General features: G+C 66.8%; 14 protein-coding genes. 5 read left to right on the top strand and 9 right to left on the bottom strand.

The genetic code is table 11. The annotated features are described in order from the left end of the window. The first annotated feature begins 50 nt into the window (after positions 1–50). Positions 51–527, top strand: coding sequence for a ribonuclease E activity regulator RraA (gene rraA / locus AC50X9_RS10715; RefSeq protein ID WP_494893312.1), 477 nt, complete (start codon positions 51–53; stop codon positions 525–527). 186 nt (positions 528–713) lie between these two features. Here rraA and AC50X9_RS10710 read toward each other — a convergent pair whose 3' ends face one another. The 3 genes from AC50X9_RS10710 to AC50X9_RS10700 are packed head-to-tail and all read right to left on the bottom strand — an operon-like array spanning position 714 to position 4,626. After that, positions 714–1,862 carry a mannitol-1-phosphate 5-dehydrogenase gene (locus tag AC50X9_RS10710; RefSeq protein WP_494893308.1) on the bottom strand — a complete coding sequence of 383 codons (1,149 nt, stop codon included), beginning with the start codon at positions 1,860–1,862 and terminating at the stop codon, positions 714–716. Next, positions 1,862–3,838, bottom strand: a complete 1,977-nt coding sequence (locus tag AC50X9_RS10705) for a PTS mannitol transporter subunit IICBA (RefSeq protein WP_494893302.1) — start codon at positions 3,836–3,838, stop codon at positions 1,862–1,864. Before AC50X9_RS10705 ends, AC50X9_RS10710 begins: the two co-directional genes overlap by 1 nt. A gap of 59 nt (positions 3,839–3,897) precedes the next feature. Next, positions 3,898–4,626: a TetR/AcrR family transcriptional regulator gene (locus AC50X9_RS10700; RefSeq protein ID WP_494893300.1), complete on the bottom strand. Its 729-nt coding sequence runs from the start codon at positions 4,624–4,626 to the stop codon at positions 3,898–3,900. A 204-nt stretch (positions 4,627–4,830) separates the two neighbouring features. Between AC50X9_RS10700 and ptsP the strand changes: the two genes are divergently transcribed. The 3 genes from ptsP to AC50X9_RS10685 all read left to right on the top strand — a co-directional run bounded on the left by ptsP (position 4,831) and on the right by AC50X9_RS10685 (position 7,365). Continuing rightward, a complete protein-coding gene (ptsP, locus tag AC50X9_RS10695) occupies positions 4,831–6,516 on the top strand; it encodes a phosphoenolpyruvate--protein phosphotransferase (RefSeq protein ID WP_494893298.1) in 1,686 nt (561 codons plus the stop codon). Between the two features lie 58 nt (positions 6,517–6,574). After that, entirely contained in the window at positions 6,575–6,997 is a 423-nt protein-coding gene (locus tag AC50X9_RS10690; RefSeq protein WP_494893296.1) for a helix-turn-helix domain-containing protein, read from the top strand. A gap of 74 nt (positions 6,998–7,071) precedes the next feature. Then, positions 7,072–7,365: a hypothetical protein gene (locus AC50X9_RS10685; RefSeq protein ID WP_494893294.1), complete on the top strand. Its 294-nt coding sequence runs from the start codon at positions 7,072–7,074 to the stop codon at positions 7,363–7,365. Between the two features lie 60 nt (positions 7,366–7,425). Here the strand turns inward: AC50X9_RS10685 and AC50X9_RS10680 are convergent, their stop codons facing one another. Continuing rightward, positions 7,426–8,646 carry a PucR family transcriptional regulator gene (locus AC50X9_RS10680; RefSeq protein WP_494893292.1) on the bottom strand — a complete coding sequence of 407 codons (1,221 nt, stop codon included), beginning with the start codon at positions 8,644–8,646 and terminating at the stop codon, positions 7,426–7,428. A 280-nt stretch (positions 8,647–8,926) separates the two neighbouring features. Between AC50X9_RS10680 and ald the strand changes: the two genes are divergently transcribed. Next, entirely contained in the window at positions 8,927–10,045 is a 1,119-nt protein-coding gene (ald, locus tag AC50X9_RS10675; RefSeq protein ID WP_494893290.1) for an alanine dehydrogenase, read from the top strand. Positions 10,046–10,140: 95 nt separating this feature from the next. On the opposite strand, the gene AC50X9_RS10670 is transcribed toward ald, so the two are convergent. From AC50X9_RS10670 to AC50X9_RS10650, 5 genes are all read right to left on the bottom strand, one after another. Continuing rightward, positions 10,141–11,196: a Gfo/Idh/MocA family protein gene (locus AC50X9_RS10670; RefSeq protein WP_494893287.1), complete on the bottom strand. Its 1,056-nt coding sequence runs from the start codon at positions 11,194–11,196 to the stop codon at positions 10,141–10,143. 114 nt (positions 11,197–11,310) lie between these two features. After that, a complete protein-coding gene (locus AC50X9_RS10665; RefSeq protein WP_494893285.1) occupies positions 11,311–13,020 on the bottom strand; it encodes an ABC transporter family substrate-binding protein in 1,710 nt (569 codons plus the stop codon). A 53-nt stretch (positions 13,021–13,073) separates the two neighbouring features. Further along, positions 13,074–15,356, bottom strand: a complete 2,283-nt coding sequence (locus tag AC50X9_RS10660) for a dipeptide ABC transporter ATP-binding protein (RefSeq protein WP_494893283.1) — start codon at positions 15,354–15,356, stop codon at positions 13,074–13,076. Further along, entirely contained in the window at positions 15,353–16,363 is a 1,011-nt protein-coding gene (locus AC50X9_RS10655; RefSeq protein ID WP_494893280.1) for an ABC transporter permease, read from the bottom strand. The genes AC50X9_RS10660 and AC50X9_RS10655 overlap by 4 nt, the downstream gene beginning before the upstream one ends. A gap of 2 nt (positions 16,364–16,365) precedes the next feature. Further along, the gene (locus AC50X9_RS10650; RefSeq protein ID WP_494893278.1) at positions 16,366–17,352 is read right to left on the bottom strand and encodes an ABC transporter permease; all 987 of its coding nucleotides are present in this window, start codon (positions 17,350–17,352) and stop codon (positions 16,366–16,368) included. Positions 17,353–17,418 lie beyond the last annotated feature (66 nt).

Genomic DNA, 17,418 nt, shown 5'->3' with positions numbered 1-17,418 from the left:
ACTATCGTGGGGAGCACTGTCCGACCGCTATTTCCAGCACAGGAGAACCAATGGCCGCATCCGACGTACATACCGCCGACCTCTACGACGAACGGGGTGAGGAGCTCGACTCCGTGGCCCTGCAGTTCCAGTCGCTCGGCGGGCACACGCACTTCAGCGGCCCGGTCCGCACCATCCGCTGCTTCGAGGACAACGCCCTGGTCAAGTCCACCCTGGCCGCCCCCGGCAATGGCGCCGTTCTGGTGGTGGACGGTGGCGGCTCGCTGCGCACGGCCCTGATGGGGGACCTGATCGCGGCCAGCGCCGTCGCCAACGGCTGGGCCGGCGTCGTCATCAACGGCGCCATCCGGGACCGGATGGCCATCGCCGGGCTGCCGCTGGGCGTGAAGGCACTGGGCAGCAACCCGCGGAAGAGCGCCAAGACGGGCGCCGGCGAATCCGACGTGGCACTGGAGATCGACGGCGTCATGTTCCGGCCCGGCGCGCTGATCTGGTGCGACCCTGACGGGATCCTGGTCGAGCGCTGAGTTTTCCTCCGGCGGTCCGTCACGGCGGGCAGACTTTCGGCGCGCCTGCCGCTGCAAATTCGCGCAACCCGGGGGCATAAGAGCCGCAACTGACAGCGCAGCGGGGGCGGCAGCTGACGCAAACGCCGACGCCGGAACTCGGGTGAGCTCCGGCGTCGGCGTTGCGCTTCGGCGCTGGAAAACGGACTAGACGGCGGCTTTGGCCTCGTCGACCAGGGCGGAGACGGCCGGGAACAGTGGATGGTCCGGTGCAAGGCCAGTGATTTTCGCGGTCGCCTCGTCGGCGGTCGAGGAAGCCAGGATCTGCGCAAGCTCCACCGCCTCGGCGTCTGCCGGGTCGTTGAAGCGCAGGGCGGCTGCGATCGCGCCGAGCAGCGACTCCGGCACGATCCCACGCTCGGCCAGCTCGGCCGCCGGACCGATGAAGCGTTCGTGCCGGCTGAGCTTGCGCAACGGCGCCCGTCCCACCCGGTTCACGGTGTCCGGCAGGTGCGGGTTGGAGAAGCGGCCGAGGATCTTCTCGACGTATGCCTCCTGCTCGCCGCGGTTGAACCCGTGCTTGGCCACCAGCAGCTCCTTGGTTTCGTCCAGGACGGCGCGCACATCGGCGGCGACGTCCTGGTCGGCCATGGCCTCGGAAATCTTCACCAGGCCGGCCTCAAAACCGAAGTACGCTGCCGCGGCGTGCCCGGTGTTCACGGTGAACAGTTTCCGCTCGATGTACGGCTCCAGGTTGTCTACAAACGTGGCACCCGGAATGACCGGCGCCGCGTCACCGAACGGCGTCCGGTCGATGACCCACTCATAGAATGTCTCCACCGTAACGTCCAGTCCCTGCCCAGCCTCCTGGTTGGGCACGATCCGGTCGACCGCGGTGTTCGCGAACACCGCCTTCTCCTCGAGCGACCCCGCGGCCGCGTCCCACTGGGCCGCCACCTCGGATTTCAGGATGTCCGTGGCGTTGATGGCGTTTTCACAGGCCATCACCTGCAGCGGCGGAAGCCCGGCGGCCCGGGCGGCGATCCCCCGGGCGATCACCGGGGCCACGAACTTGAGGATGTGCGGCCCGACGGCGGTAGTGACGACGTCCGCCCTCGCGATCTCCGTGATGACGTCCGCCTCCTGGCTGCTGGAGTTCAGGGCACGGAAGTTCTCCACGGTGCGGACGCTGGGGTTCTCCCCCACCTCATGGACCTGGTAGCTGTCCGCGGCGGCCAGCTGGGTGATCAGGGCCTCCGCGACATCCGCGAACACCACCTCATACCCCGCCTCGTGCAGCAGCAGCCCCACGAATCCGCGGCCAATATTTCCGGCTCCGAAATGAACAGCCTTCACTAGGAATTGACCTTTCTGAAGAGGTCCAGAACTTCGTCGACTGTGGTGGCCGCCTCGAGTTGCGCCACCTGCGCCTTGTTCGTGAAGACCTTGGCGATCGAGGACAGGATCTGGAGGTGTTCGTTGTTGATGCCGGCGACGCCGACGACAAACTTCACTTCCTTGCCGTTCCAGTCGATGCCGTTCGGGTACCGCACCACGGAAACCGCAGACTTCATGATGTGGTCCTTGGCGGCGTTGGTGCCGTGCGGGATGGCGAGGAAGCTGCCCATATAAGTGGAGACGGATTCCTCGCGTTCGTGCATGGCGTCGAGGTAGCCGGCGTCGACGGCGCCCCGGTCCAGCAGGAGCCGTCCGGCCTCGTCGATGGCGGCGTCGCGGCTCGTAGCCGTGCCGTTGAGCACGACGCTTTCCGCCACGAGGATTCCGGACGGGCCTGCATCGGCTTCCGGCTCCGGTTCCGCCACGGTGGTGGCGCCACCGGCCGCGGCAACAGCGGCACCGCCGGTCGAAGCGTTGCTGCTCCGGACCAGTTCGACGATCTCGTCGTACCTTGGCGAGTTCATGAAGTTGTCCACCGAGACGTGCACGGCACTGGCCGTGACGGGCTTGGCCCGCTCGGTCAGGTCCTGGTGCGTGATGACCACATCGTAAGTGTCGCTCAGGTTCGCGATCGCGGAGTTGGTGACCTTGACGTCCGGGTAGCCGGCCGCCTTGATCTTGTTCCGCAGCACGGAGGCGCCCATGGCGCTGGAGCCCATGCCGGCGTCGCAGGCAAAGACGATGTTCTTGACCGGTCCGGCGAGCACGGCGACGCTTCCCGCACCGGCACCGGCACCGGCACCGGCACCGGCGAGGGTGGAGGAAACCGAGCTCTTCTTGCCCTTCATGGTCTCCATCCGGGTGGTGGCGGCGCCGAGCTCATCCTCGTCGGGGGTCTTGCTGGACTTCAGGATCACCGAGGCAATCAGGAAGGACACGGTGGCTGCCAGCAGCACGGACAGCGCCACGCCCACGAAACTGTCCGGCGGGGTCGCGGCAAAGACGGCGATGATGCTGCCCGGGGCAGCCGGGGAGCGCAGGCCTGCGCCGGTCACGACGAGGGTGAAGATGCCGGTCATGCCGCCGCCGATCGCAGCGAGGATGATGATGGGCTTCATCAGCACGAACGGGAAGTAGATTTCATGGATGCCGCCGACGAACTGGATCAGGGCGGCCCCGGGAGCTGACGCCTTGGCCAGGCCCTTGCCGAAAATCGTGTAGGCCAGCAGAATGCCTACACCGGGACCGGGGTTGGCTTCGAGCAGGAACAGGATGGACTTGCCCTGGGCGAGCGCCTGCTCCGTTCCCAGGGGTGTCAGGATGCCGTGGTTGACGGCGTTGTTCAGGAACAACACCTTGGCCGGTTCAATGAAAATGCTGGTGAAGGGCAACAGACCGTTGGTGACCAGGAATTCGACCACGGAGCTGGCGCCGTCACTGAAGGCCTTGACCACCGGGCCGATCACCAGCATGCCGACAATGGCCATAACAGCTGCCACGATGCCCGCGGTGAAGTTGTCGATCAGCATCTCGAAGCCGGGCTTGACCTTGTTCTCCCAGAGGCTTTCGATCTTTTTCATGATCCACGCCGTCAGCGGCCCCATGATCATGGCGCCGATGAACATCGGGATGTCCGTTCCGACGATTACGCCCATGGTGGCGGCCGCACCGACGACGCCGCCGCGGACGCCGTAGACCATCCGGCCACCCGTGTAGCCGATCAGGAGCGGAAGGAGATAGGTGATCATCGGGCCGACCAGTTGGGCCAGGTTTGCGTTGGGGGTGAAGCCCGCCGGGATGAAGAAAGCCGTGATGATGCCCCAGGCGATGAACGCGCCGATGTTGGGCATGATCATTCCGGACAGGAACGTCCCGAACTTCTGGACGCCAACGCGCACGCTGGTGCGGGGTTTCGCAACTGTCTCTGTTGCCATGTGATTTCCTAACCGTCGTTCCTGCTGCACCGCAGGATGGTCCGATAATTTCGCGAAAGCTAGCTGGTGGAGCTGGTGGAGATCCGGTGGAGCCATTCGAGGAAGAGCTTGAGTTCCGAGCTGGAGAGCTGGTCCGAGTGCGATGCCTGCAGTGCCGCGTTCAGGGCGATCGCCGCCACAACCACTGATGATTTCCCCGAATCTTCCGCGCTGCTGGTCTTGGCCTGCTCCGAAGACACCGCAAAAATCATGGCATCGCGGGTCATGGCGGACAGCTCGAGATTGCGCTCGGGCGCCTTTTCCGTGATCAGCATGAGCGTCACCCCGACGTTGGCAGCCAGGATGCTCCTGGCCGCTTCCCGCGGGGGGACGTTGAGTTGGCCGGCGACGGCGGCCTTGTTCAGCATTTCCTCCATCAGTGCCTCAGAGTCGGCGACGACGGCGGGGCGGCTCTCCGGGCGGATATTGCCAAACATGACCAGGTACAGTTCCGGCTGCTTGAGCCCAAACTGCACATGGTTGTCCCACATCCGCCGGATATCCTCCAGCGGCTGTCCGGACGGCGCGAAGTCGCGTTCGCCCGCCACGTACTCCTCAAAACCCGCCGCGACGACGGCGTCGAACAGCCCTTCCTTGTCACCGAAGTGGTGATACAGGGTGGGGGCCGTGACTCCGGCTAGCTGGGTGATCTGGCGGGTGGAAACCGCGCCCCCGGCGGAGTTGGCCAGCAACTCAGCGGCCGCACGCAACAGTCGCGTCTTTGGCGGAAGCTGGCCATCGAAACTCATAACCGCTACCCTAGCACCTATAGCAACGCTATATGAAGTCCATCACATACAATTTTTCCAAGTACCGGACCCGTCCGCTGACGTTGCCGTCGGCGGACCGCCGGACGGACCGGGCCGGAGCGTCCGGCCCGGATCGGACGGCCGGTTTCCGGCGCTACCTGAATTACCGGCTTACCGGCCCACGGCAGAGAATGAGGACCTTCAGTGCAGAACTTCCCAGGAGTAGGCGTCAGCCCCGGCCGCATCATCGGAACGATCCGCCAGATGCCCAAACCCGTCAGCGAACCGCCCGCCGGGGAACAACTGCCGGCCGGCGTCACGGCCGAGGAGGCGACGGCGGCATTGAAGACCGCCGCGAAGGCGGTCCACGATGAGCTGAAGGCCCGGGCCGGGACGGTCAGCGGCGACGGCAAGGCCGTCCTGGAGGCCACCGCGCTCATGGCGACGGACACGATGCTGCTGAAGTCGGCTGCCAAACTGATCGGCCGGGGCACCTCGAACCAGCGCGCCATCTGGGAAGCCGGTGCCTCCGTCTCGGAAATGCTGCACAACCTGGGCGGCTACATGGCGGAACGCGCCACCGACGTCCTGGACGTCCGGGCCCGGATCGTGGCCGAGCTGCGCGGCGTCCCGGCGCCGGGCATCCCCTCCTCCCCCACCCCGTTCATCCTGATCGCCGAGGATCTGGCCCCGGCCGACACCGCCACGCTGGATCCGGAGAAGATCCTGGCGCTGCTCACCGCCGGCGGCGGACCGCAGTCCCACACCGCCATCATTGCCCGCTCACTGGGCCTGCCCGCCGTTATGGCGGCCACCGGCGTCGACCAGCTTCCGGACGGATCCGAGGTATACGTGGACGGCGCCGCCGGCCTGATCACCCTGGACCCCGACGACTCGCAGCGGGCCGCCGCCGAACACTGGGCCGCCACCGCCTCGCTGCTGGCCGAATTCGACGGCACCGGCGCGACGGCGGACGGGCACCTGGTGCCGCTGCTTGCGAACGTGGGCGGGGCCAAGGACGCCCTGGCCGCCGCTAAGCTCAACGCGCAGGGTGTGGGGCTGTTCCGGACCGAGTTCTGCTTCCTGGAGCGGGACACCGAACCTACCGTGGACGAACAGGCAGCCGCGTACAAGGGCGTCTTCGACGCCTTCCCGGGCAAGAAGGTAGTGCTCCGGACGCTCGACGCCGGCGCGGACAAGCCGCTCCCGTTCCTCACCGACGCCACGGAGCCCAACCCCGCCCTCGGTGTCCGCGGGTACCGCACCGACTTCACCACGCCTGGTGTTCTGGAACGCCAGCTGCAGGCCATCGCCCGTGCCGAGCAGGAATCCGGAGCGGACGTCTGGGTGATGGCACCGATGATCTCCACCGCGGAGGAGGCCGCCCGCTTCGCCACCCTGTGCGCCGAGGCCGGAATCAAGACCCCCGGCGTCATGGTGGAAGTCCCGTCCGCGGCGCTCACCGCCGAGGCCATCCTCCGGGAGGTCGCCTTCGCGAGCCTGGGCACCAACGACCTCACCCAGTACGCCATGGCGGCCGACCGCCAGCTCGGCCCGCTCGCCGGGCTGAACACCCCGTGGCAGCCCGCCGTGCTCCGGCTGGTCGGCCTGACGGTGGAGGGTTCCGCCGCGGAGGGCCACCACAAACCGGTCGGCGTCTGCGGCGAGGCCGCCGCGGACCCGGCACTCGCCGTCGTCCTGACCGGGCTCGGCGTTACCACCCTGTCCATGACCGCCCGGTCCCTGGCCGCGGTGGCCGCCGTGCTGAAGACCGTTACGCTGGCCGAGGCGCAGGAACTGGCCAAGCTCGCCCTGTCCGCGCCCAGCGCCACCGAGGCCCGCGCCTGGGTCCGGGCGAAGCTGCCGGTCCTCGAGGAGCTGGGGCTGTAGCGCCGCGGCAGGGCAGCGGCAGTGTCAGGCTCAACCGCGGGGCGCTAGGATGCACTCCATGACACTGATTGCTCCCCGGATGACGGCCGCCCTCCCGGCAGAGGACGCGCAGAAACTCCGGTACGCCCTCCACGGCAGCGACGACATCACGGTGTTTGTCGACGGCACCGTCCACCGGCTGCCAACGCAGGCCCGGGACGCCGTCGTCGACCTGCTGGCACGCTTCGGCCGCGGCGAGGCCGTAACCGTCAGCAGCGTCGAGGAAATGCTCACCACGTCCCGGGCCGCGGAGCTGGCCGGAATCTCGCACACCTACCTGCGGAACATGACAGACCGGGGCGAAATCCCGGTGGAATACCGGGGCACGCACCGGCGGATCCGGCTCGCCGACATCATGGCCTGGCTGGAAAAACAGAAGAAGAACAGTACCGCCGAGGATGCTCCGGACCACGCGGATGACGGTGCCCCCGATGCTTCGTGACGGCGTGATAAGGATCAAACAACGATCCCGGCCCTGCGCGGAAACGCCGAGAAGGCCGGGGTTACGCTTGGATTGTGGGTAAGTTCAGAGGGTGGCACATCGTGGCAGGCATTGCCGCCATGGTGCTCACTGGCATTCTCGGAACGGCCATGGGCCTGAACAATACCGCCGCCTTCATGTCCAGCTGCGTGGCCTTTGTGGCCGTTTCCATGTGGACGGACAGCCGGATTTCGCGCCGTAGGGCCGCGCAGCGGGCAGCGCACGAGGCAGCGCATGCAAAAACCCATGAAACCCAGCTTGAGTCCGCGCTTGAACCGGACCGGCCGCTGGGAGCCGAGCAGCCCAAACGCGAGGGCCTCGGCACTTAGAGCCGGGCCGGCTCGATAGGCGGGCAGCCAGAGACAAGCCCGGCCGGATCAATCGCCGGCCTAGATCCTGGGGCGCTCCGCCCAGCGGCGCGCCTTCAGTGCCGCGTGGAGTTCCAGACGCACCAGCCCCTTGAGCGGGTCGACGCCGAGCAGCTGGCGGATCCGGCCCAGGCGATTGTAGATGCTGCTCCGGTGCAGGTGCAGTTTGTCCGCCACTTCCTGGACCGAGCCGTCGTTGTCATAGAACAGCTCCAGCACCGGCAGCAGTTCGTGGTTCCGGTCGTGGTCCGCGAGAATGCGGAAGTAGACCGAGCCCGCGTCAGCCCACGCCCCTGCTCCGCCGCCGGCCGAGGCCAGCAGCTGGTAAATCCCGGTGGCGCGGCAGTCCACGAGTTCACCGAGCTGGGGATCCACCGCCGCGGCCTGCGCGGCCTGCCTGGACTGACGGTAGGCGTCCGCGAGTTCCCGCGGCCTCGCGAAGCCCTCGGAGGTTCCGAGGATAATCCGGTGGACCGGGCGGCCGGACCGCTTGGCGAGCTCCAGCTGGTAATGGACCAGCACCTGGGCGTGGTTCGCCCGTCCGGTCGATTCCTTAAACAGGACGACAGCGTGCGTCTCCGTTCCGGCGCTGAACAGGGTTGCGTCCACCCCGATGGTGGCCTGCAGCGCCGCGGAGCGGTGGATCAGCGTGGAAGCGATCGGGTCCGAGCCTTCCGCCCACCCGTCGGCATCCAGCACCGTCACGAGTTGCCACGGTCCCCGTCCCTGGACTTCCTTCCAGCCCGCGACGGCGGCGACGGCGTTGGACTCGCCCCGGCAGGCGGCCAGGAATTCCTGCTCACGGCGGCGGCGGAACTCGGATTCGGCCGTATTCGATTCCAGCAACAGGGCGGAGAGCTGCTCCAGCTCACCGGCCACGCCGGGCAGCTGCGCGAGAACCGACGTCCCGTTCGGCTCCTCGGCGTCCAGCTGGACCCAGAGGTAGCCGACCCGGAAGCCCCGCACCAGCAGGGGCACGCAGACCCGGCCCAGCATCCCGAGCTCCTCGTTGGCGGGGACGACGACGGGGCGGACCGCCGTCGCGATCCCGTGCGAGAGCTGCCAGGCGCTGACGTCGACCGGGACGCGCTTGCTGAGCAGGAAGTTCACCCGTACCCGGTCCGCGTGGGACTGGTTGGAGCTGTAGGCGAGCAGCAGGCCGTCCAGATCCTCGAGCGAGAGGCCGCGGCCCAGTTTCAGCGCGACCTGCTCCACAAGCTGTTCGACATCCTGCTGCTGCATGCTGCCACCCTACTGCCGATGCCGCCGCCCCCGGAAACGCCGCCGCCAACGCCCAAGTGAACGCCCCGGACAACAACCCGCAGCGGACAGCAGGCGACACCTGACGCCCGCCGGGTCGACAACCGTTGAGCCAGCTCCCTGGAAACGCGCGGATTTCCGCGGAATGCCCGCGCTGCCGGGAAGCTGCGTCTGTAGCTTGCGTCACAGCCGGATTTATTCTGGAAGTACGACTTCCCGCACAAACCCAGGCCCACAAGGCCGCCAGCACTGGAGCCCACAAATGATCATCGGTGTCCCCAAAGAGATCAAAAACAACGAATTCCGCGTCGCCATCACGGCCGCCGGCGTACACGAGTTCCGCACCCAAGGCCACGCGGTCCTGGTGGAGCGCGGTGCTGGCCTGGGCTCGGGCATCACGGACGAGGAATACGCCATCGCGGGGGCCGAGATCGTCGCCGACGCCGATGACGTCTGGGGCCGCGCGGACATGGTCATGAAGGTCAAAGAGCCGATCAAGGCCGAATACCACCGCTTCCGCAAGGGACTGATCCTCTTCACCTACCTGCACCTCGCTGCGGAGCCGGAACTGACGCAGGAGCTCATCAACACCGGCGTCACCGCCATCGCCTACGAGACAGTCCAGGAGGGCCGGACCCTGCCGCTGCTCGCCCCGATGTCCGAGGTCGCCGGCCGCCTGTCCGTCCAGGTCGGCGCCGCCTCGCTGATGGCTCCGGCCGGCGGCAAGGGTGTGCTGCTCGGCGGCGTGCCGGGCGTCCGCCCTGCCAAGGTCGTTGTCCTCGGCGCCGGTGTTGCCGGCACGAACGCAGCCGCGATGGCCCTCGGTCTCGGCGCGGATGTCACCATCCTGGACATCAACATCAACCGCCTGCGCGAACTGGATGCCCAGTACCAGGGCCGCTTGAAGACCGTCGCCTCCAACGCCTACGAGATCGAGAAGACCGTGGTCGACGCCGATCTGGTGATCGGCTCCGTGCTGATTCCCGGGGCCAAGGCACCGAAACTGGTCACCAATGAACTGGTCGCCCGGATGAAGCCCGGCTCCGTGCTGGTCGACATCGCCGTGGACCAGGGTGGCTGCTTCGAAGACACGCACCCCACCACGCACCAGGAACCGACGTACAAGGTCCACAACACGATCTTCTACTGCGTTGCCAACATGCCGGGGGCCGTGCCCAACACCTCCACCTACGCGCTGACCAACGTCACGCTGCGCTACGCCGTCTCGCTCGCCAACCTGGGTGTCAAGGCCGCGTTTGAGCGCGACGCCGCCCTGGCCGCCGGCCTCAACATCGCCGGCGGCAAGGTCGCGCACCGCTCGGTCTCCGAGGCGCACAACCTGCCCCTCGTCACCGACTGGCACGAACTCGTCTCCGCGTAAGCAGCCGATCTCGGCATAGCCCGTACCGCATCGACTGCTCCGATACCGCCCTTTTGGACCCCCAAAACGGCGGTTTCGGAGCAGTCGATTGTGGTTTAAGCCAGGGCCCGGACCTGCTCGATCAGCCTGAGCACTTCCACCGGGCCGGCGGGATCCACCGGGACCGCCAGCGCCGAGGCGGCCCCGCCGTCGAGGATCTTCGCCGCGAGGGTGCGGTAGAACTCCGGATAGGCGCCACGCTCGGTAGGCAGCCGGTCCAGGTGGCCGTCGCGGCCGAGCAGCCCGGCCCAGTCCCGGCCCTCGACGCCGTAGTCCGGGTCCAGCGGGCTGCCGCCGGCCACAATGAAGGGCTCCTGCGGGTCAACGCCGTGTTTGGTGAAGCCGCCCGCGCTGCCCAGCAGCCGGAAGCGCGGTCCCTGCTGGGCGCAGAGCATGTTCATCCAAAGGTGGCTCGTCACCCCTGATTCGTGCCGCAGGGCCAGGAACACGTCGTCGTCGGTCCGCTCCCCCGGCCGCCGCGCCGCCAGTTCCGCGTGGGTGACCGTGGCGGGACCGAACAGCTGCACGGCCTGGTCCAGCAGGTGCGTGCCGAGGTCGAACAGCACCCCGCCGCCGTCGTCCGCCGTCGCGGCCGCCTTCCAGGCCTTGGCGCCGTCCGGGGACCAGCGCTCGAAGCGGGATTCGAACCGCGTGACGGTGCCGAGCACACCGCTCTCCAGCAGGCCGCGGACGGTCAGGTAGTCGCCGTCCCAGCGCCGGTTCTGGAAGACGGTAAGCACCCGCCCCAGCCGCGCCGCGAGCTGGATGAGCTCCTCGCCGTCGGCGCTGCGCACGGCAAACGGCTTGTCGACGACGACGTCGAGCCCGGCTTCCAGCGCGGCCTTTGCGAGCGGGTAGTGCGTGGCCGGCGGGGTTCCAAGAACCAGCAGGTCCAGCTCGCCCGCAAGCTCGAAGAGGTCCGCCGGGGTGTCCACAATGCGTGCCCCGGGGTACCGGGCGGAGGCGTCCGCCTGCCTGTCGACGTCGGAGGTGGAAATGGCTTCGATTGAAAACGCGGGGTCGGCAGCGAGCAGCGGGGCATGGAAGACGCTGCCGGAGAGGCCGAAGCCGGCGACGGCCGTGCGGATGGTCCGGGTGGGGTCTGGTGTCATGGCTCCACGCTACCCCCGCACGCCGCGGCAGTCCCCGGATTAAACAGCGGACGCCGGCACTCCGTGAGGTTCCAGGGAGTGCCGGCGCTGCTTGAAGTGCTGCCTAGCTCGGGGCTACTTCTTTTCCCAGCCGAGGGTGGTCCAGTCCGGAACCTGGGACAGGCTCTTGAACAGGGACGGCCCGTAGTTGGCCAGACCGGTGCGCACGAAGGAGATCTGCGGACCGTTCATCACAACGCCCATGGAGAAGTACTTGTCCATGTGCTTCTTTTCAACTTCCATGGCTGCCTTGTTGCGCTCTGCGTTGTCGGCGATGGTGGAGAGCTTCTTGATCTCGGCGTCCAGTTCGGCGTCGCCCAGTTCGTTCTCGTTCGTCTTGGAATCGTAGAACTGCTTGACGGCGTCGGTCGCGTCGGCGCCGACGGTGTAGCCGGAGACGCTCATAAAGAAGTCGCGGCTGCCCAGGACCTTGCCGAAGTCGGCCGAGGCGCGCTGGTCGATGCCGACATCCATGCCGCCGGCCTTGAGCTGGTTCTGCAGGGTCTGCGCGAAGGCCAGGGTGGTGGGGTCGTCACCGAAGTTGCTGATCTTGAAGGCGGCGGGGACGCCGTCCTTTTCCATGATGCCTGCGGCGTTGGCCGTGTAGCCGGCGTCGGTGAGTACCTTCTTGGCGGCCTCGGCGCCGGTTTCCTTGACCGGGTAGTTGTCCTGGTAGTACTTGGAGAACGGCAGCAGCATCATCGATCCGGAGCTGGTTTCTTCCCAGTTCAGGCCGTTGAAGCGGACCTTGCGCAGTGCCTCGCGGTCGACGGCGGTGAAGATCGCCTTGCGGATGGCGACGTCGGTCATCGGCGCCTTCTGCGCGTTGAGGTTCAGTCCGCCGGCGAAGAGCCGCTGGCCGCGGCGGATCTCGGAGTCCTTGGTGCCGTCGAGCTGCTTGTAGGGGGTGATGGTGTTGGCGGACACACCGTCGATTTCACCGTTTTTGAACGCGGCGATGGCGGCGCTGCTCTCAAGCTGGCGGAAGACGACCTTTTCCAGGACCGGCTTGGTGCCCCACCACTTATCGTTCTGGGCGAGCGTGACGGTCTTGGCGGCGCTGTCGTACTGGTCCAGCTTGAACGGCCCGGCCATCCATTCCGGGTGCATGTCGCCGGTGAAACCTTCGTTGAAGATCGCCGGGGTGTTCACGGCCGGGTGGACGAGGCCGGTGAAGAGTGCGTCCAGCGGGAAGACCGGCTGGGTGGTGGTGACAACAACTTCCTTGTCGCTGGAACCGGCCTTGACGGATTCAACGAACTCGTACGCGCCGGAGCTGACGATGTCGATGTCCTTGTTCTCACCCTTGAGCATGTTCCAGGTGTTCTCAAAGGTCTTCACGTCGATCGGGGTGCCGTCGTTGTAGCTGGCCTTGTCGTTCACCTTGATGGTGATGGTCTGCTTGCCGTCCTTGACCTCGCTCTTGACGTCCTCGCAGAAGTCCTTGTTCGGCGTGGCGGTGCCGTCGAAGTCGAAGTTCCAGCAGCCCCAGGTGCCGGCCTGGTCGATCGGGCGGTGCAGGGCGGTGTTGTCCGCGCTGTTGCCGTTGTTGGAGAAACCGTTGAAGTCCGGACCGATGTTGCCCAGCGGCAGGGTGACGGTGCCGCCCGGCTGCAGGTCTTTGGCGTCCTTCGCGTTGATGCTGACCAGCTTGGCCAGATCACTTCCCGCGTCCTGGCCCTTGGCGGCCTCGGGACCCTTTGCGGCGCCGCCGCCGCCGCAGGCGGTGAGCGCAAGCGCTGCAGCGACGGCGGTAACGCCGCCGATCTTGGTCAGATTCTTCATGTGTTCCCCTTCATTCTTTTTTGGTGCGAGTGGTGGTGCGTGTAACGGGTAGGTCAGTTCGTTTCGTGGACAACGAGCATGTCCGCGTCCAGTTCGCCGTCCGGGTAGAAGCAGGCGAATTGCTGGTCTGTGGGGGCCGGATCCAGGCCCGGTTCCTGGGCCGGTTCCTGGGCCGGTTCCGGGGCCGATTCCAGCGCCGGTTCCAGTGTCGGTTCCTGGGTCAGGCACTTCTCCTGCCTGGCGGGCGGCAGGGCCGCGAAGACCGGACAGCGGGTGGCGAAGTTGCAGCCCTTGGGAGCTTCCAGCGGTGAGGGCAGGTCGCCCTGCAGGATGATCCGTTCGCGGGTGCGTTCCAGGACGGGGTCCGGCACCGGAATCGCGGACAGCAGTGCCCGGGTGTAGGGGTGGCGCGGATTGTCGAAGACCCTGTCCACCGCGCCGATCTCCACGATTTTGCCCAGGTACATCACGGCCACGCGGTTGGAGATGTGCCGGACCACGGACAGGTCGTGGGCCACCATCAGGTAGCTCAGCCCGAGTTCCGCGCGAAGCTTATCCAGCAGGTTGATCACGCCGGCCTGGACGGACACGTCCAGGGCGGAGACCGGCTCGTCCAGAACCACCAGCTTGGGGTTTACGGCCAGGGCGCGGGCAATGCCGATGCGCTGGCGCTGGCCGCCGGAGAACTGGTTGGGGAAGCGGTTGACGTGGTCCGGCTGCAGCCCCACGAGTTCCATCAGCTCCAGAATCCGCTTCCGGATCTGGGGCTTGGCCATTCCGGCGTTCTCCAGCGGTTCGGACAGCACCTCAAAGACGGTGAAGCGCGGGTCGAGGGCGCCGGTGGGGTCTTGGAACACCATCTGGAGTTCCTTGCGCATGGCGCTTTTGGTCCTGGCGTCGGAGGCTTCCTTGTTGCTGAGGCCGCCGATGATCACCTCACCGTCCTGGTCCTTGTGGAACTCCATGATTTCCAGCAGGGTAGTGGTCTTGCCGCAGCCGGATTCCCCGACGATCGAGAAGCACTCGCCCTCGCGGATGTCGAAGCTCAGCCCGTCCACGGCCTTGACGGTGCCGATCCGGCGCTTGATCAGGGCGCCCTTCAGCAGCGGGAAGTGCTTCCTGACGTCCCTGAGTTCCAGCACGGTCCTGCGCTCGGTGCGCGGGACCGCGTCAAAGCGTGACACCGGGACGGCCGGGGCCCGGAAGATCTCCCGGACGTCCACTTCGAGGCCGAGGGAGTCGGTCTTGATGCACGCGGCCTGGTGCGGCAGGCCGCCGTCGACGTTCTCCCCCCCGACGGGCCACAGCTCCGGCTCGCCCTGCAGGCAGGAGTCGCTGGCCAGCGGGCAGCGCGGCGCGAAGGAACACCCGGTGGGGGTGTGGATGAGGTTCGGCGGGATGCCCTCGATCGGGACCAGGGAGCTCTTCTCTGCCACGTCGACGCGCGGCACGGCGCCGAGCAGGCCCATCGTGTACGGCATCCGCGGGTTGTAGTAGATATCGTCGACGCTGCCGGTTTCCACCGGCTTTCCGGCGTACATCACCATGATGTCGTCCGCCATGCCGGCGACGACGCCGAGGTCGTGGGTGATCATCACGACGGCTGCGCCGGTTTCCTCCTGCGCGGTGTGCAGCACCTCGAGGACCTGCGCCTGGATGGTGACGTCCAGCGCCGTCGTCGGCTCGTCGGCGATCAGCACGCGAGGGTTGTTGGCAATGGCGATGGCGATCATCACACGCTGGCGCATGCCACCGGAGAACTCGTGCGGGAAGGCTTTGAGCCGGTCCTTCGGGCTGGGGATGCCCACCATGCCAAGAAGCTCGACGGCGCGCGCTGCTTTGGCCTGCTTGCTCATGGTGGGGTTGTGGACGGTGAGCGCCTCGATGATCTGGTTGCCGACCGTGTACACCGGGGTGAGGGAGGACAGCGGATCCTGGAAGACCATGGCGATGTCGCTGCCGCGGAACCGGCACATGGCCTTGTCGCTGAGCCCCAGCAGTTCCGTGCCCTGCAGCCGGACCGAACCGGTGATCTCCGCCGTCGGGGGCAAGAGTCCCATGATGGCCATAGAGGTGACGGACTTCCCGGAGCCTGACTCGCCCACGATGCCCAGTGTTTTGCCGGCGCGGAGGTCGAAGTCGATGCCGCGGACCGCGTGCACCACCCCGTTCTCGGTGTTGAACCGGACGTTCAGGTCCCGGACGGAGAGCACTGCATCCGAGGGCAGGTGCAGCCCCGCGACGTGCAGTCGCTCGGCGGCGGCAGGGGCGGTAGGGGCGGCAGGGGCGGCAGAAACATTTGCGGGGTTCGTGCCGGCGGTCATTTCGTGGCTCATCTGGTCTTCTTCCCTGCGGGCTTGCGTGTCGTGCCCGAGCTACTCTTGCCGGCGTCGTCCTTCTTGGCGCGGCCGACGGAACTGGAGCTGGGATCGAATGCGTCACGCAGGCCGTCGTTCATCATGGCGAGCGAACCGGTCAGCAGGAACATGACCGCCAGCGGGACCCAGAACATCCACGGGAAGGTGGAGACCTGGGAGGTGGCCTGGCCGATCAGCACCCCCAAACTGACGTCGGGAACCTTGATGCCGATCCCGATGAAGGAAAACGCAACCTCGGCCAGGATGGCGCCGGTGATGCCGCGGGTGATGTCCAGGACCAGCAGTGAGCCGATGTTCGGGACGAGATGCCGCCAGACGATCCGCCGCGGCGGGACTCCCATGTACTGGGCGGCCTTGACGAAGTCGCGCGACATCAGCGACATCGAGAGCGAGCGGATGAGACGGGCGGTGCCCATCCAGCTGAAGACCAGCAGGACGATGATCAGCAGGAGCCAGCTGGGCAGTGACTTCTGCAGGCCGTTGCCGCCGCCGCTTGTGGCCACCGCGACGACCAGCAGCGCCGGCATCATGATCAGGGCTTCGAGGATGAACAGCATGACCTTGTCCACCTTCCCGCCGAAGTAAGCCATGGTGCAGCCGTACACGGCCGCGATCAGCACCGAGACGAGGCCCACGACGAGGCCGATCAGGATGGAGATCCGGGTGCCTTCCACGGTCAGGGCATAGAGGTCGATCCCGGCCTGGGAGGTGCCGAGCAGGTGCTCGGACGACGGCGGCATGCCGATGTTGAACGGGTCGATCGTCTCCTTGTTCCAACTGGTGAAAAAGCCGCCCACAAAGGAGAACAGGGTCAGCCCCAGGAAGAGGACCAGCCCGACGACGGCTGTCCGGTTGCGCAGGAAGCGGCGGAGGATGATCGATGACTTTGCGATGACGACGTCGTTGTTCTCGAGTCTGGCCTCGCCGGCGACGGCGGCCGGGTCGACCGTGTTGAGGTTTGTCATGCTTACTGCACCCGCACTCTCGGGTCGACCAGCGTGGTGGCGAAGTCGGCGAGGATCGCGCCGATCGCGAAGATCACGGAGCCGTAGGCGAGGGTCGCCGTCGCGGCATTGACGTCCTGCAGGGCAATCGCGTCAATGCTCCAGGAGCCGACGCCGTGCCAGGCGAAGATTTTTTCGGCGAAGAAGCCGCCGGCGAAGATTGCCGGGATGGTGAAGGCGATGCTCTGAGCGACGGGGATAAACGACACCCGCAGGGCATGCCGGCTGATGGCCTGGTTGCGGGTTAGTCCCTTGGCCCGCGCGGTCCGGACGAAGTCGGCGTTGACATTGTCCAGGAGGTACTGGCGCTGGGCGATCTGGTACGTGCCCCAGCCCACGATCGTGATCGCGAAGGTCGGCACCGCGTAGTGCGCCAGCATGTCGATGAATTGAATCCAGCCGCCGCCCTCCAGCCCCGGCGTGGAGATGCCGGTGACAAAGAAGATGCGTTCGCCGACCGTCTCGTTGACGTTGATGGCACCGAGCTGGACGAGGAAGTAGGCGATCGGCGCGGGCACGATGTAGACGAGGTAGCTGTATGAGGTGATGACCCGGTCCGAGGCTTTGTACTGCCGCGCCGCCGTGTACACGCCCAGGGCGACGCCGATGATCAGCGTCAGGATGATGGAGGCCAGGAACAGCCGGGTTGAGATCCAGACCCGGTCACCGAATTCGGCGTTGATGACCGCGCCGTTGGGGCTGCGTCCCCAGTCCCAGCGGGTGACGATCGCGGTGAGCCACTCCACGTAACGGTCCCAGGCGCTGAGCTCCGGATCGAGGCCCTTGAGCCGGAAGGAGTTGGCCACCTGCTCGGGGGTGGGCCGCGGGATCCGCTCCTGCTCCAGCAGCGCCGGCTTCAGGGTGTTCACGGCCAGGAAGTACCCGGCCGTCGTGGTCAGGAAGATCATGAAGGCATACGTAATAGCGCGCTTGGCGAGGTATCGGATCATTTGGCGATTAGTTCTGGAAGGCCGTTGCCTGTGCGGTGCCCGCCGCTGCCGGACCGGCTATTCCAG

This window comes from Pseudarthrobacter sp. HLT1-3, assembly GCF_059383535.1.
Note: the sequence above shows the minus strand (reverse complement) of the source record. Positions and strands in the feature narration are given on the sequence as shown.

Coding starts and splice junctions, on each gene's coding strand:
- AC50X9_RS10700 (WP_494893300.1), bottom strand. CDS start 4,626: ATGAGTTTCGATGGCCAGCTTCCGCCAAAGACGCGACTGTTGCGTGCG.
- AC50X9_RS10660 (WP_494893283.1), bottom strand. CDS start 15,356: ATGAGCCACGAAATGACCGCCGGCACGAACCCCGCAAATGTTTCTGCC.
- AC50X9_RS10655 (WP_494893280.1), bottom strand. CDS start 16,363: ATGACAAACCTCAACACGGTCGACCCGGCCGCCGTCGCCGGCGAGGCC.
- rraA (WP_494893312.1), top strand. CDS start 51: ATGGCCGCATCCGACGTACATACCGCCGACCTCTACGACGAACGGGGT.
- AC50X9_RS10650 (WP_494893278.1), bottom strand. CDS start 17,352: ATGATCCGATACCTCGCCAAGCGCGCTATTACGTATGCCTTCATGATC.
- AC50X9_RS10705 (WP_494893302.1), bottom strand. CDS start 3,838: ATGGCAACAGAGACAGTTGCGAAACCCCGCACCAGCGTGCGCGTTGGC.
- AC50X9_RS10670 (WP_494893287.1), bottom strand. CDS start 11,196: ATGACACCAGACCCCACCCGGACCATCCGCACGGCCGTCGCCGGCTTC.
- AC50X9_RS10690 (WP_494893296.1), top strand. CDS start 6,575: ATGACACTGATTGCTCCCCGGATGACGGCCGCCCTCCCGGCAGAGGAC.
- ald (WP_494893290.1), top strand. CDS start 8,927: ATGATCATCGGTGTCCCCAAAGAGATCAAAAACAACGAATTCCGCGTC.
- AC50X9_RS10665 (WP_494893285.1), bottom strand. CDS start 13,020: ATGAAGAATCTGACCAAGATCGGCGGCGTTACCGCCGTCGCTGCAGCG.
- AC50X9_RS10680 (WP_494893292.1), bottom strand. CDS start 8,646: ATGCAGCAGCAGGATGTCGAACAGCTTGTGGAGCAGGTCGCGCTGAAA.